Origin of the sequence: Paraburkholderia panacisoli, assembly GCF_008369935.1 — a bacterium.
In the GTDB taxonomy this organism is placed as follows: Bacteria; Pseudomonadota; Gammaproteobacteria; order Burkholderiales; family Burkholderiaceae; genus Paraburkholderia; species Paraburkholderia panacisoli.
Genome location: NZ_VTUZ01000004.1, coordinates 353,673 through 366,740, shown reverse-complemented (window position 1 = coordinate 366,740; position 13,068 = coordinate 353,673). Strand labels below are relative to the sequence as shown.

Sequence of the window (13,068 nt, the reverse complement as noted above, 5' to 3'; positions counted from 1 at the left end):
CGCGTTCCCGATGCGCGCAGTGCCGTCCTGCGATGGCGTTGAGATGCCGCCAGTTGATCAGCCCAGCGTCACGTTCACCGACGCTTCTTCACCATCGCGCACCACGGTGACGGAAACGCTGTCGTCCGCCTGTGCAATCAGCTTTCGAAGCTGTTCGACGCCGCGAATCACATGGCCGTCCACTGCCACGATGATGTCGCCAGTCTGAATGCCCGCCGCGGCGGCCGGACCACTTGCCTGCTGCACGACCACGCCGCCCGGCAGCGACGCTTCCTGGCGCTCGTCGTCGGTGAGCGGACGCACTGCCACGCCCAGACGCGGACGCGCCTGCTCCGGCTGCTGCGGACGCGCCTGGTCCGGCTGCTGCTGCCGCGCGCGCGGCGCAGCGGAGGCGATCTGCGGCGCCTGCGCGCCGACCGTGACCGACAGCTTGCGCTCGGCGCCGTTACGCCACACGTTGACCGTCGCGGTGCTGCCCGGCGTGAGTTGCGAGACCTGTGCCATCAGTTCCGTCGTGCTGGCAATCCGCGTGCCGTTCACGCCGACGATCACATCACCTTCGCGCAAGCCGGCCGCCTGTGCCGGGCCGCTCGGATCGACCGAACCGACCAGCGCGCCATGCGTCGAGTCGAGGCCAAGTTGCTTGGCCTGCTCCGCCGTAACCGGCTGCACGCCTACGCCGATGCGGCCGCGGCTCACATGACCGGTTCGCACGAGCTGGTCTTTCACGTGCATTGCCGCGTCGATCGGAATCGCGAATGACAGCCCCTGGAAGCCGCCCGTGCGCGAATAGATCATCGAGTTGATGCCGATGACTTCGCCGTTCAGATTGAACAGCGGGCCGCCCGAGTTGCCGGGATTGACCGGCACGTCGGTCTGAATGAACGGGATCGGGCTGTCGTCGGACATTTGACGCGCCTTCGCGCTGATGATGCCGGACGTCACCGTGTTGTCGAAACCGTACGGCGAGCCGATCGCCACCACCCATTCGCCGACCTTGCTGTCGGCGGGGTTGCCGATCCTCACGGTCGGCAGATTCGATGCTTCGATCTTCAGCACCGCGACGTCGGAGGTCTTGTCCGTGCCGACCACCCGGGCGTGGAATTCACGGCCGTCCATCAGCTTGACGGTCACCCGCTCCGCGCCTTCGACCACGTGGTTGTTGGTCAGAACGTAGCCGTCCTGGCTGATGATGAAGCCCGATCCCAGCGCTTCGCCACCACGTCCGCCTTCGCCGTTTTCGTCGGGGGAAGCGGCCTGCTTCGCGCCGATATGCACGACCGCGGGGCCGTAGCGCGTAACGATGCTGGAGAAATCCGGCGCCGAAGAGCGTGTGCCGGTGATGCCTGACGAAGCGCCGGGCGCGGCGATCTGGCCATGAGCATCACTGACCGACGCATCGGCTTCGCGATGGCTGATCGCATACGTACCGGCGGCCGCGAGCGCGACGCAGACGGCAGCGCTGCCGCGCCAATATTTCTTGATGGTCATAAGTTGGAGACGTTGCGGTGGGTTACGTGAAGGAAGCGTAATGTAGTGGGCTCCACTTAAAGGAAGCTTAAAGATGGTGAGCGATCGCGAGGTGTGTGCCGGTGCCGGTTCGCGATGCAACGCGAGGGCGCGGCAGGGTTGATCGGGCATATGCTCGCGCGTTGTGGAACTGCTCGCATCCGTCTTTCCGAAGTCCTTCGCAGCACTTAGAAACCGCTCACCTTGCGCGCCTCTTAAGTAATTTCCCCAGGATTGACCTCGATCAAGGGCGTTCTGATAATAGCCATATCGTGGACCATATGTCCACAATGCGGACATTTCAAAGAGGATCCCCATGCCCGAGGCTAACCATTCCCCTATGACGCCGTACCAGTTGCCGTTCCCGAAGGAAGCGCAGCAGGAAATCGTCGTGCCCTTCGCGATCCCGACCGATGAACGCGTATGGGTCCCGCAGGCCGAAAACGTGTCGTTTCGTCCGCTATGCCTGAACGCGTCGCAAGGCTACTGGATGAACCTGCTGCGGGTTCGGAAGTCCGGCGTGCTGAGCCGGCATCGTCATCCGCAAAGCGTGCACGGGATGGTGCTCAAGGGCCGCTGGCGCTATCTGGAGCACGATTGGGAAGCCACCGAAGGCAGCTACGTGTACGAGCCGCCCGGCGAAACGCACACGCTCTATGTGCCCGACGACGTCGAGGAAATGATCACGTACTTCCAGGTCAACGGCGTGATGTTCTATTGCGACCCGTACGGCAACTACACCGGCTACGAGGACGTGTTCACCAAGATCGACATGTGCCGCAAGCACTATGCGGCGGTCGGCCTCGGTGAGGACTACGTGGACCAGTTCATCCGATGAGCGCGCCCGCTCGTCTCGCTCAATACGATTTCTCCGGGCGCGTCGCGGTCGTGACCGGCGCGGCCGGCGGCATCGGCCGCGCGGTCTGCGATGCGTTTGCGCGCAACGGCGCGGCGGCGGTCAACTGGGACCGCGTGCCCGGCGCACAGGACACGCGCTGCACACCGCGCCACTTCGCGGTGGACATTACGCGCCCCGAGTCGATCGAAGCCGCGCTCGCGGCGACGCTCGACGCGTATGGCCGCATCGACTACCTGGTGAACAACGCGGGCTTCGCGGGCCCCACGCTGCCGCTCGACGAATACGATCCGCTCGAATGGCAGCGCGTGATCGACGTGAACCTCGTCGGCACCTATCACGTGAGCCGCTTCGTCGTGCCGGTGATGCGGCGCGCGAACGCCGGGCGCATCGTCAACGTCGCGTCGCTGGCCGGCAAGGAAGGCACGCCGAACGCGTCCGCATACAGCGCGGCAAAAGCCGGCGTGATCGCGATGACCAAATCGCTCGGCAAGGAACTGGCGCAGACCGGCATCCTCGTGAACGGGATCGCGCCCGCCGCGGTGGAAACCTCGCTGCTCGCGCAGATGTCGCCGTCACACGTGCAGACGATGATCGGCAAGAGCCCGATGGGACGCCTCGGCACGACGGAAGAAGTCGCGCAACTGGCCTTGTGGCTTTGTTCGGATTCCTGTTCGTTCAGCACCGGCGCGATTTTCGATCTGTCCGGAGGACGGGCGACTTACTGATGCGCCTGAATCGTGGTTGCAGCGTCGTTGCTCCGCTTTAGTACCCGCACTATTCCAATCATCCAGCAAGTCACTTGCGCAGGAGACAAACATGCTTCAGAAGTCACAGCGTCTGAAACGCATCCAGGTGGTCGCGGTCGTCTTTCTGACGGTCGCGGGCATCGTCAACTACCTCGATCGCAGCACGCTGTCGATCGCCAATCATCTGGTAAGCCAGGAGCTTCATCTGTCGGCGTCGCAGATGGGGCTGCTGCTGTCGGCGTTTTCGCTCTCCTACGCGTTCGCGCAGTTGCCGGTGGGCGCGCTGCTCGACCGTTTCGGCTCACGCGTGATGCTGGGGCTCGGCATGCTCCTGTGGTCGCTCGCGCAGGTCGCGGGCGGCTTCATCCAGACGCTCAATCATTTCCTCGCCGCGCGCGTCGTGCTCGGCGTAGCCGAAGCGCCGCTGTTCCCGGCAGGTGCGAAGGTGGTCAACGAATGGTTCGCGGTGCGCGAGCGCGGCCGCCCGACCGGCACCTTCATCTCGTCGTCGACCATCGCGCCGATGATCGCCCCGCCGCTGCTCACCGTGCTGATGCTGGCTTTCGGATGGCGCGCCATGTTCATCATCATGGGTGTGCTCGGCGTTCTGGTGGCGATCGGCTGGTACGTGGTCTACCGCAATCGCGATGAAGTCGCGCTCACCGACACCGAGACCGCCCACCTGGACGAAGGCATGCAGAAGGCCGCGGACCGTCCGAAGGGCCTGAGCTTTGCCGAATGGGGCGCGCTCTTCAAGCTGCGCAATACATGGGGGATGATCTTCGGCTTCATGGGCGTGATCTACATGGTGTGGCTGTACCTCACGTGGCTGCCCGGCTATCTGGAGAAGGAGCGTCATCTGAGCATCGCGCACACCGGTTGGCTGGTGTCGATTCCGTATATCTTCGGCACCATCGGGATGCTGAGCAGCGGCGTGATCGCCGACTACCTGCTCAAGCGCGGCATGGCGCCGATCCGCAGCCGCAAGTGGCCGCTGTGCATCGGCCTGATCGGCGCGGCGGCGTTCACCGTGCCCGCCGCGTACACGCCGAGCACCACGCTCGCGATCGTCTATGTGTCATGCGCGATGTTCTTCGTGAATATGTCGAGCGGCACCGCTTGGGCGCTGGTCAGCGTCGCGGCGCCGCGCCACCTCGTGGCCTCGCTCGGCAGCATGCAGAACTTCGGCGGCTATCTGGGCGGCTCGTTTGCGCCGGTGATCACCGGCATCGTCGTCGACCAGACGCATTCGTTCGTCAACGCGCTGCTGATCAGCGCGGGCGTCGCGTTCGCGGCCGCGTTCGTCTATCTGTTCGTCGTCAAGGAAGTGGCGCCCGCGCCGCTGCCCGACGCGATCAAAACCCAACCAACCTGAGCACTCGTTGCTGACTCACATGACATTCCAGAATCAACTACTCGAAGGCAAGGCCGCGCTCGTCACCGGCGGCTTCTCCGGCATCGGCGCGGCGATCGCGAACCAGCTCGCGCGGCTCGGCGCGAAAACGGTCGCGGCAGGTTTGCCGCTGCCCGAGGGCGCGCCGGATACGCTCGACCCCGCTATCCAGCGCGTCACGCTGGACGTGCGTTCGGGCGATGACGTCGCCGCCGCGTTGCGGTCGTTCGAGCGGCTCGATATCGCGGTGAATTGCGCGGGCGTGATCAGCCGCGTCGAGGAACATCGCATCGAGGTGTTCGAGCGCGTGATGGACATCAACCTGAACGGCACGATGCGCGTGTGCTCGGCCGCGCGCGAGTTGCTGAAGGCGTCCTCGGGCTGCATCGTGAACACGGCGTCGATGCTGAGTTTCTTCGGCGGCGGACTGGTGCCTGCGTACAGCGCGAGCAAGGGCGCGGTCGCGCAATTGACCAAGTCGCTGGCGCTCGCTTATGCCGCCGATGGCATTCGCGTGAACGCGATCGCGCCGGGCTGGATCGCGACGCCGCTGACCCAGGCCTTGCAGGACGACGACGGCCGCTCGCAAGCCATTCTGGAGCGCACGCCGATGCGCCGCTGGGGCACGCCCGACGAAGTCGCGCAGGTCGCGGCGTTTCTCTGCACACCGGCGGCTTCATTCATGACGGGCGCGATCGTGCCGGTCGACGGTGGCTATCTGGTCGCGTGACGGCCTCGCGCGCTAGATGCTATCCGCACGACAACAGGCTCACTCCGGCCACCTTCCGGGCCGGAAAATAAAGGCATAATTGCTCAACCGTGCCCTACCCTCGCCTGATGTCCACCACCGATTCCAAGCCTTCCCCCAACGCCGGCGCCGCCGATGCCAAAACCGTTGCCGGCGCCGCCGCGTTCTCCAAGTTCATCGCCGTATTGCAACTGATCGCCGACGCCCAGACGCCGCCGAATATCGCGAAGCTGAGCGCGGCGAGCGGCTATCCGCGCCCCACTGTCCACCGTATCGTTGCCGCGTTGCAGGCCGAAGGGCTGATCGTCGGCACGGGCGCTGGCAACACGTTCGCGCTCGGCCCGCGCCTCGTCAATCTGGCGAGCCGCAGCTGGGAGCGTTCGGACCTGCGCCTCGCAGCGGTCGACGCCTTGGTGGAACTTCGCAACATCACCTCGGAGACGATCCACCTGGCAGTACCTAGCCAGGGCGAGATGGTGTACATCGAAAAGCTCGAAAGTCCGCACGCGGTGCGCATGGCGTCACGCATCGGCACGCGCGTGTCGCTCACATCGAGTTCGGTCGGCAAGGCATATCTTGCGACGCTCGGCGAGGCCGAACGCGAAGCGCTGCTAAAAGACGCGCCGCTCGCGCGCTTCACCGAACACACGCTCACCACGCTCGACGAGGTCCGCAACGAGGTGAACCTCACCGCGCAACGCGGCTACGCCGAGGACCGCGAAGAGAACGAAGTCGCGATCTCCTGCTACGGCGCGGCGATTCGCGGCGTCGACGGACGCGCGGTAGGCTGCGTGAGCATCAGCATGCCGACCTTCCGCCATCAGGCCGACGCGCAAACGCGTTATATCGAGCCGTTGCTGGCGGCTTGCCGGACTATCGCGGCGCGCCTCGGGCCGACTTCGGGGCGCTGACCTACCGTTTCACCTTGCATGCAACGGCACGGAACGGTCGCGCATCGCCATCGCCATCGCGACGCGCGACCGCCTTGCATTACTGCGCCACCGCATAACGTTCGAGCCAATGCGCGTAAGGCGCGGGCAACACCCACGACGGCCGCTGCGCCTTCAGATTCAAGGCCGCGTGATACGGCCAGTGCGGATCGGCCAGATGCGCGCGGCCCACCATCACCAGATCCAGCTGCCCATCGGCGACGGTGCGCTCGCAGATTGCCGGCGAGTCGATACCCCATGCCGACGACACCGGCAAGCCGGCCTCGCGCCGCACCCGTTGCGCGATCGGCGCGAGAAACGCGGGTCCCCACGGAATGCGCGCGGCCGGCGTCGAGAATCCGACGCTCACGCTCAGCATGTCGAGGCCGCCGCGGCGGAACGCCTGGGTCAGCTCGATGGATTCCGCGAGCGTCTCGTCATCGCGCCCGTCGTATTCGATCACGCCGAAGCGCGCGGTCAGCGGCAGGTTCTCCGGCCACACTTCGCGCACCGCGTCGAGCGTTTCCAGCAAGAAGCGGCTGCGGCCCGCGAGGTCGCCACCGTATTGGTCGTCGCGCTGGTTCGCGTGGATCGAGAAGAAGCTCTGCGCGAGGTAGCCGTGCGCAAAATGGAGTTCGAGCCACTCGAAGCCCGCATCGCGCGCGCGTCGGGCCGCGGCCACGAAGTCCGCTTTGACTCGAGCGATGTCGTCGAGCGTCATCGCCTTCGGCACCTTCGGCAGGTTCGCGCCGAACGCGAGCGCCGACGGCGACAGCGTGTCCCAGCCGCGCGGATCGCCGGCCGCGAGGTGGTCGTCGCCTTCCCACGGGCGGTTCGCGCTCGCCTTGCGGCCCGCATGCGCGATCTGGATGCCGGGCACCGAGCCGGCCGCCTTGATCGATGCCGCGATCCGCGCCATGCCTTCGGCCTGCGCGTCGTTCCACAAGCCGGTGCAGCCGGGCGTGATGCGCCCTTCCGGCGACACCGCCGTCGCCTCGACGATCACGAGACCCGCGCCGCCGCGCGCAATGCTGCCGTAGTGCGTCTGATGCCACGCGTTGGTCAGGCCGTCGACGGCGCTGTACTGGCACATGGGCGGCACGGCGATGCGGTTGCGCAGCTCGACGTCTTTGAGCTTGAAGGGGGTGAAAAGTGCTGACATTCGTGTTTTCCGATGGTGTTTAGGTGATGCGGTGCGATGCGGGTCGACGGCGGCCGGCGGCTTGCCCGGCGACTACCGCCGCCGAAACGCTCACTGGTATGCGCCGGCCGGGTAGGTCAGCTCGTAGCTATGGCTGTAGATCACGAGGAGTTTGCCGGACGGGTCTTCCTGTCCTGAAGACCATCCGGTACGGTTCGTGGACATGAATAAGGCTCCCTGCCGGGAAAGTGGCTGGCTACTAGATTAGGGCTTCGTCGCTATAATTAAAACCACGTCCAGATTATCGACTCGATAAATTATCGTTATGCTGAATCCCCAGTGGCTGCGAACGTTCACCACGCTGGCCGAGTTGGGCAGCTTTACGCGCACCGCCGAGCGCCTCCAATTGACGCAGGCGGCGGTCAGCCAGCATCTGCGGCATCTGGAGAATGAACTCGGCCTGCTGGCAATCCGGCGTCCGCGCCAGCTCGAACTGACGCCGGCCGGCAACGCGCTGCTCGCCTACTGCGCCGAGCTGGATCTGGCCGACAAGCGCCTACGGCTGCGCCTGAGCGGCGCGGACGCGGAATCCGGGGAGATCAGCCTGATCAGTCCGGGCAGCATCGGGCTCGCGCTGTTTCCGATGCTGCTCGCGCTGCAGCAGGCGCACCCCGGCTGGGTGGTGCGCCACCGTTTCGCGCCCGATCCCGAAGTGCTCGCCGCCGTGCTGCAGAACCAGTACGAACTCGGCCTCGTTACGCTCAAGCCGGACGACGCGCGTCTGAGCGCCAGCCACTTCACCGAAGAGCCGCTCGAACTGGTAGCGCCCGCCGCTCATGCCGAGATCCATGAATGGGCCGATCTCGAACGGCTCGGCTTCATCGACCACCCGGACGGCCAGGCGATGGCGAGCCGTTTGCTGAGCCGGCGTTTTCCCGGCAGCCCCGGCATTCATACGCTGCGCCGCCAGGGCTTCAGCAACCAGATCGGGCTGATCCTTGAACCGGTGGCGCGCGGGCTGGGCTTCACCGTGATTCCGCGCTACGCGCGCAGCGCGTTTCCGAGGCAGGACGACATCGCAGTGGTCGAATGCGGCCCACCCGTGGTCGATACGCTGTGGCTGATTCATCGCTCGGAATGGCCCGTGTCCAACTGCGCGGCCCGCGCAATCGACCATCTGCGCGAGCGCTTCGCAAAGCCGGACGCAGCGCGCTGAACGGATACCGCGCTTGCGGGGTGGAACCGCCGTCAGCCGTGGGGTTGCCGCGCGCATCGCGGCGCGCCGCGCGGCGACCTGGCCGGGCCGGGCACGGAACCTGCGTCTCGATAGACCCATTGATCGCAGGCCTGCGACGCCGACCACCGGTCGATCGTCAGCGCCTCGCGACTTCAACGGATCAATCGGGGCATCCGGTCGCGCTTTCCACGAGACGCAATCGGGGCCATCCGTCGAATCGAACGAGGAGAACACCGATGACCCTGCTCATTTATCTGGCTGGCTGGATCATTCTGATCGGCGGCGTGTCGTGGGGATTGATGACCCTGCACGTCGCTCAACACACGATCGAAATCGTGGCCGTCATTCTGCTCGGCGTGGCGGTCATCACCGGCGCGACCCGCGCACGCAGCCGCGACCGCTCGTAGCAGCGCGCCCGGCCGCAGAGCATCGGCGTGTCCGAGCAGGTCACGTTCGCTTCGGCAGGCGCGACGCTGTACGGTCAGCCGGAGAAAGCGGCAATTTTCGCGTATGAGAAAGGCGCGACGATGAACTATGAGTCGCTCGCGCCTGCACCGCAGATGATGTTCTTTCTGAACAACGACACCTTCGGCAATCCGTCGCCAGCGGGCGTGAGCCTGTTCGATGCGGCGGTGGATTGGGCCGCCGCCGGCGGCGCCGGCGATCCAGCCCGCACTCAATTGGTTGCCGGCTCGGCTTGCACGGCGGCCCCGGCCGCCGTTGCCATCTCAGCCGCGTGATCCGTGCCGTGCTGGATCGCGTAGAGCTCGCGGTTACGCGCAATCGTGGCCGCCGACGGCGGATAGTCGTATTTCGGCGCGGGCACCAGCCCTTCGGCCTGCGCCTGCTGCAACTGCGCGATCACTTCGGCCCGCGTCAGTCCTGACGAAGTAGTTTGAGCAAAGGCATTCGCGCCGAACGGCAGCGTGAGGGCGGCAACGGCAATAGCGGTAAGCAGTTTCATGATGTCTCTCCGGGTATGGGCAAGAAATGAGTGGCCTGAACCACGCCTACCATTCTTGTCATTCGAGCTGTCGGAGCACTGACGCGCGGATTACCGTTTTGTTATCCGGTCGTCGCGCTGCATTGCCGCGCCGGACCCGCCGCCTCGCGCCTGCGATAAGACCCCCAGATAACAGAACAGTAATCTAGCCGACCGCAGTTGGTAAGCGCCCCGCCTTCACACTCCTGACTCATGAAGCCCGCGTCACGTCCGCTCATCCGCCCCTTGCGGCTCTGACACGACGCGCGCCTTCCTTCGCTTCTCTTCAGGAACCCGTTATGTGGATCGTCACGCTCGCACTACGCCGGCCCTATACCTTCGTGGTCCTCGCCGTGCTGATCTTTATCGTCGGCCCGCTTGCGATACTTCGCACGCCGACCGATATCTTTCCGAATATCGACATTCCCGTGGTCAGCATCGTCTGGACGTATAACGGCTTTTCCGCGCAGGACATGGCCAATCGCATCACGTCCAATTACGAGCGCGCGCTGACCTCGGATGTCGACGACATCGAACATATCGAGTCGCAATCGCTGAACGGCGTCTCGGTGGTGAAGATCTTTTTCCATCAGGGCGCGGACATCAATCGCGCGATCGCCGAGGCGGCGTCGAACTCCGCCTCGATCCTGCGCGTGCTGCCGCCGGGCACACTGCCGCCGAACATCATCACGTACAACGCGTCGACGGTGCCGATCCTGCAACTCGGGCTCTCCAGCAACACGCTGTCCGAGCAGCAGCTGTACGACCTCGGCAACAGCGCGATCCGCACGCAGCTGGCGACGGTGCAAGGCGCGTCGGTGCCGCTGCCGTTCGGCGGCAAGGTGCGCCAGATCATGGTCGACATCGACCCGCGCGCGCTGCAGGCCAAGGGGCTCGCGCCGCTCGACGTGGTCAACGCGGTCAACGCGCAGAACCTGATCCTGCCCGGCGGCACCGCGAAGATCGGCACGAAGGAATACAACGTGCAGATGAACGGCAGCACCGACACGGTCGCGGCGCTCAACGACCTGCCGGTCAAGACGGTGGCCGGCGGCGTGGTGTACGTGCGCGACGTCGCCCATGTGCGCGACGGCTATGCGCCGCAGACCAACATCGTGCGCGCTGACGGCAAACGCGCCGCACTGCTGACCATCGAAAAATCCGGCAGCACCTCGACACTGACGATCATCCAGCAGGTCAAGGCAATGCTGCCGCATATCGCGGCCGGCCTGCCGAGCGCATTGCACATCACCGCGCTATCGGATCAGTCGGTGTTCGTGAAATCGGCGGTGGTGGGCGTCGCGCGCGAGGCGCTGATCGCCGCCGCGCTGACCGCGCTGATGATCCTGCTGTTTCTCGGCAGCTGGCGCGCCACACTGATCATCGCGGTGTCGATTCCGCTCGCGGTGCTGACCTCGCTGATCGCGCTGTCGGCGCTCGGCCAGACCATCAACATCATGACGCTCGGCGGTCTCGCGCTTGCGGTGGGGATTCTCGTCGACGACGCCACCGTCGCGATCGAAAACATCACGCATCATCTGGAGAACGGCGAGCCGCTGCACGACGCGATCCTGAACGGCTCCGGCGAAATCGCGGTGCCGACGTTCGTGTCGACGCTGTCGATCTGCATCGTGTTCGTGCCGATGTTCCTGCTGTCCGGCGTCGCGCGCTACCTGTTCGTGCCGATGGCCGAAGCGGTGGTGTTCGCGATGATCGCGTCGTACTTCTTCTCGCGCACGCTGGTGCCGACCCTCGCGATGTATCTGATGCGCGCGCGCAGCCAGACGCCGGTCAGCGGCAACGGACCGATCGCGCGTCTGGTCCGCTTCCAGGCCGGCTTCGAGCATCGCTTCGAGTCACTGCGCGCACGCTATCGCGGCGTGCTCGGCGCGGCGCTGGCGAGTCCGCGGCGTTTCATCGTGATCTTCCTCGTGCTGTGCATCGGCTCGCTCGCGCTTCTGCCATTCGCCGGACGCGATTTCTTCCCCGCTGTCGATACCGGCGAGATCCGCTTGCATCTGCGCGCGCCGACCGGCACGCGGATCGAGGACACCGCGCGCCTGACCGACGAAGTCGAAGCACGCGTGCGTCAGGTGATTCCGCAGCAGCAACTGGCGGCGCTGCTGGACAACATCGGCGTGCCGGTCAGCGGCATCAACCTGACCTACGATTCGTCCGACCCGATCGGCCCGGAAGACGCCGACGTGATGATCTCGCTCGCGCCGAAGCATCAACCCACCGCGCAGTACGTGGCGACGCTGCGCACGACGCTCGCGAAAGATTTCCCCGGCGTCACGTTCGCGTTCCTGCCCGCCGACATCGTCAGCCAGATTCTCAACTTCGGCTTGCCCGCGCCGATCGATATCCAGATCGTCGGCAACAAGCTCGACGCGAACCGCGTCGTGGCCGACAAGCTGCTCGCGCAACTGCGCGGCGTGCGCGGCCTCGTCGATGCGCGCATCCAGCAGCCCGGCGACGAGCCCGCGATCAACGTCAATGTCGACCGCACGCGGGCGATCCAGGCCGGCCTGTTGCAACGCGACGTGTCGCAGAACCTGCTGATCGCGCTGTCCGGCAGCTCGCAGACCACGCCCAATTTCTGGCTCGATCCGCGCAACGGCGTCAGCTATCCGCTGATGGCGATGATGCCTCAGTACGACATCAACTCGCTGCAGGCGCTCGCCAATATCCCGATCGCGCAGAGCGGCCCGGCGACGGCCGTCCCCGTCCCCGGTGCGCCCGCACCGCAGAACCTGCTCGGCGCGTTGAGCACGCTGACGCGCGCCACCCAGCAGGCCGTGGTCTCGCACTACAACGTGCAGCCGGTGCTCGACATTTTCGCGTCGACGCAAGGGCGCGACCTCGGCGGCGTCGCGGCCGACGTGAATCGCCTCGTCGACCAGATCCGGCCGCAACTGCCGCCCGGCGCGTCGATCGTCGTGCGCGGCCAGGTGCAGGCAATGCAGGATTCGTTCAGCGGCCTCGCCAGCGGTCTCGTGTTCGCGATCGCGCTCGTCTATCTGCTGATGGTCGTGAACTTCCAGTCGTGGCTCGACCCGATGATCATCGTCAGCGGCTTGCCGGGGTCGCTCGCGGGTATCGCGTGGATGCTGTTCAGCACCGGCACCCGCGTGAGCGTGCCGGCGCTCACCGGCACCATTCTGTGTATCGGCATCGCGACGGCCAACAGCATTCTCGTGATCAACACCGCGCGCGAATTCCACCACGGCGGCCGGCCGCCGCTGCAGGCCGCGCTCGATGCCGGGTTCGGCCGCTTCCGTCCGGTGCTGATGACCGCGCTCGCGATGCTGATCGGGATGCTGCCGATGGCGCTCGGCCTCGGCGACGGCGGCGAACAGAACGCGCCGCTCGGACGCGCGGTGATCGGCGGGCTCGCGCTCGGCACGGTATCGACCCTGCTGTTCGTCCCGGTCGTCTACGGGATGGTGCATGCGTGGCTCGACCAACGCCGCGCGGCGCGCACCCGCATCTTGGAAGCCGGCGTTGCCGCCCGAATTGATTGA

11 protein-coding genes and 1 pseudogene are annotated in these 13,068 nt (G+C 65.7%); 9 read left to right on the top strand and 3 right to left on the bottom strand.

The annotated features are described in order from the left end of the window. Positions 1-57 precede the first annotated feature (57 nt). Positions 58-1,491 (bottom strand): trypsin-like peptidase domain-containing protein, encoded by a 1,434-nt coding sequence (locus tag FVF58_RS08540; protein WP_149669456.1) that lies wholly within the window; start codon positions 1,489-1,491, stop codon positions 58-60. Between the two features lie 334 nt (positions 1,492-1,825). Between FVF58_RS08540 and FVF58_RS08535 the strand changes: the two genes are divergently transcribed. From FVF58_RS08535 to FVF58_RS08515, 5 genes are all read left to right on the top strand, one after another. Further along, positions 1,826-2,347, top strand: coding sequence for a 2,4'-dihydroxyacetophenone dioxygenase family protein (locus FVF58_RS08535; protein WP_149669455.1), 522 nt, complete (start codon positions 1,826-1,828; stop codon positions 2,345-2,347). Continuing rightward, a complete protein-coding gene (locus FVF58_RS08530; protein ID WP_149669454.1) occupies positions 2,344-3,093 on the top strand; it encodes an SDR family NAD(P)-dependent oxidoreductase in 750 nt (249 codons plus the stop codon). The genes FVF58_RS08535 and FVF58_RS08530 overlap by 4 nt, the downstream gene beginning before the upstream one ends. Before the next feature lie 91 nt (positions 3,094-3,184). Beyond that, entirely contained in the window at positions 3,185-4,489 is a 1,305-nt protein-coding gene (locus FVF58_RS08525; RefSeq protein WP_149669453.1) for an MFS transporter, read from the top strand. A gap of 19 nt (positions 4,490-4,508) precedes the next feature. Further along, the gene (locus tag FVF58_RS08520; RefSeq protein WP_149669452.1) at positions 4,509-5,237 is read left to right on the top strand and encodes an SDR family NAD(P)-dependent oxidoreductase; all 729 of its coding nucleotides are present in this window, start codon (positions 4,509-4,511) and stop codon (positions 5,235-5,237) included. A gap of 107 nt (positions 5,238-5,344) precedes the next feature. Continuing rightward, positions 5,345-6,166, top strand: a complete 822-nt coding sequence (locus tag FVF58_RS08515) for an IclR family transcriptional regulator (protein ID WP_149669451.1) — start codon at positions 5,345-5,347, stop codon at positions 6,164-6,166. 79 nt (positions 6,167-6,245) lie between these two features. On the opposite strand, the gene FVF58_RS08510 is transcribed toward FVF58_RS08515, so the two are convergent. Continuing rightward, on the bottom strand, positions 6,246-7,346 hold the full coding sequence (locus FVF58_RS08510) for an NADH:flavin oxidoreductase/NADH oxidase (protein ID WP_149669450.1): 1,101 nt from the start codon (positions 7,344-7,346) through the stop codon (positions 6,246-6,248). Between the two features lie 304 nt (positions 7,347-7,650). Between FVF58_RS08510 and FVF58_RS08500 the strand changes: the two genes are divergently transcribed. The 3 genes and pseudogenes from FVF58_RS08500 to FVF58_RS08495 form a co-directional block, all read left to right on the top strand. After that, positions 7,651-8,541, top strand: a complete 891-nt coding sequence (locus tag FVF58_RS08500; RefSeq protein WP_149669449.1) for a LysR family transcriptional regulator — start codon at positions 7,651-7,653, stop codon at positions 8,539-8,541. Between the two features lie 257 nt (positions 8,542-8,798). Further along, on the top strand, positions 8,799-8,969 hold the full coding sequence (locus tag FVF58_RS51290) for a hypothetical protein (RefSeq protein WP_188130752.1): 171 nt from the start codon (positions 8,799-8,801) through the stop codon (positions 8,967-8,969). Between the two features lie 60 nt (positions 8,970-9,029). Continuing rightward, a pseudogene (locus tag FVF58_RS08495) lies at positions 9,030-9,209 on the top strand (hypothetical protein); the annotation flags it as partial. A 29-nt stretch (positions 9,210-9,238) separates the two neighbouring features. On the opposite strand, the gene FVF58_RS08490 reads toward FVF58_RS08495, so the two are convergent. Then, a complete protein-coding gene (locus FVF58_RS08490) occupies positions 9,239-9,526 on the bottom strand; it encodes a DUF4148 domain-containing protein (protein WP_149669448.1) in 288 nt (95 codons plus the stop codon). A gap of 317 nt (positions 9,527-9,843) precedes the next feature. Between FVF58_RS08490 and FVF58_RS08485 the strand changes: the two genes are divergently transcribed. Beyond that, complete coding sequence (locus FVF58_RS08485) at positions 9,844-13,068, top strand: efflux RND transporter permease subunit (RefSeq protein WP_149669447.1); 3,225 nt, start codon at positions 9,844-9,846, stop codon at positions 13,066-13,068.

Coding starts and splice junctions, on each gene's coding strand:
- FVF58_RS08540 (WP_149669456.1), bottom strand. CDS start 1,491: ATGACCATCAAGAAATATTGGCGCGGCAGCGCTGCCGTCTGCGTCGCG.
- FVF58_RS08535 (WP_149669455.1), top strand. CDS start 1,826: ATGCCCGAGGCTAACCATTCCCCTATGACGCCGTACCAGTTGCCGTTC.
- FVF58_RS08530 (WP_149669454.1), top strand. CDS start 2,344: ATGAGCGCGCCCGCTCGTCTCGCTCAATACGATTTCTCCGGGCGCGTC.
- FVF58_RS08525 (WP_149669453.1), top strand. CDS start 3,185: ATGCTTCAGAAGTCACAGCGTCTGAAACGCATCCAGGTGGTCGCGGTC.
- FVF58_RS08520 (WP_149669452.1), top strand. CDS start 4,509: ATGACATTCCAGAATCAACTACTCGAAGGCAAGGCCGCGCTCGTCACC.
- FVF58_RS08515 (WP_149669451.1), top strand. CDS start 5,345: ATGTCCACCACCGATTCCAAGCCTTCCCCCAACGCCGGCGCCGCCGAT.
- FVF58_RS08510 (WP_149669450.1), bottom strand. CDS start 7,346: ATGTCAGCACTTTTCACCCCCTTCAAGCTCAAAGACGTCGAGCTGCGC.
- FVF58_RS08500 (WP_149669449.1), top strand. CDS start 7,651: ATGCTGAATCCCCAGTGGCTGCGAACGTTCACCACGCTGGCCGAGTTG.
- FVF58_RS51290 (WP_188130752.1), top strand. CDS start 8,799: ATGACCCTGCTCATTTATCTGGCTGGCTGGATCATTCTGATCGGCGGC.
- FVF58_RS08490 (WP_149669448.1), bottom strand. CDS start 9,526: ATGAAACTGCTTACCGCTATTGCCGTTGCCGCCCTCACGCTGCCGTTC.
- FVF58_RS08485 (WP_149669447.1), top strand. CDS start 9,844: ATGTGGATCGTCACGCTCGCACTACGCCGGCCCTATACCTTCGTGGTC.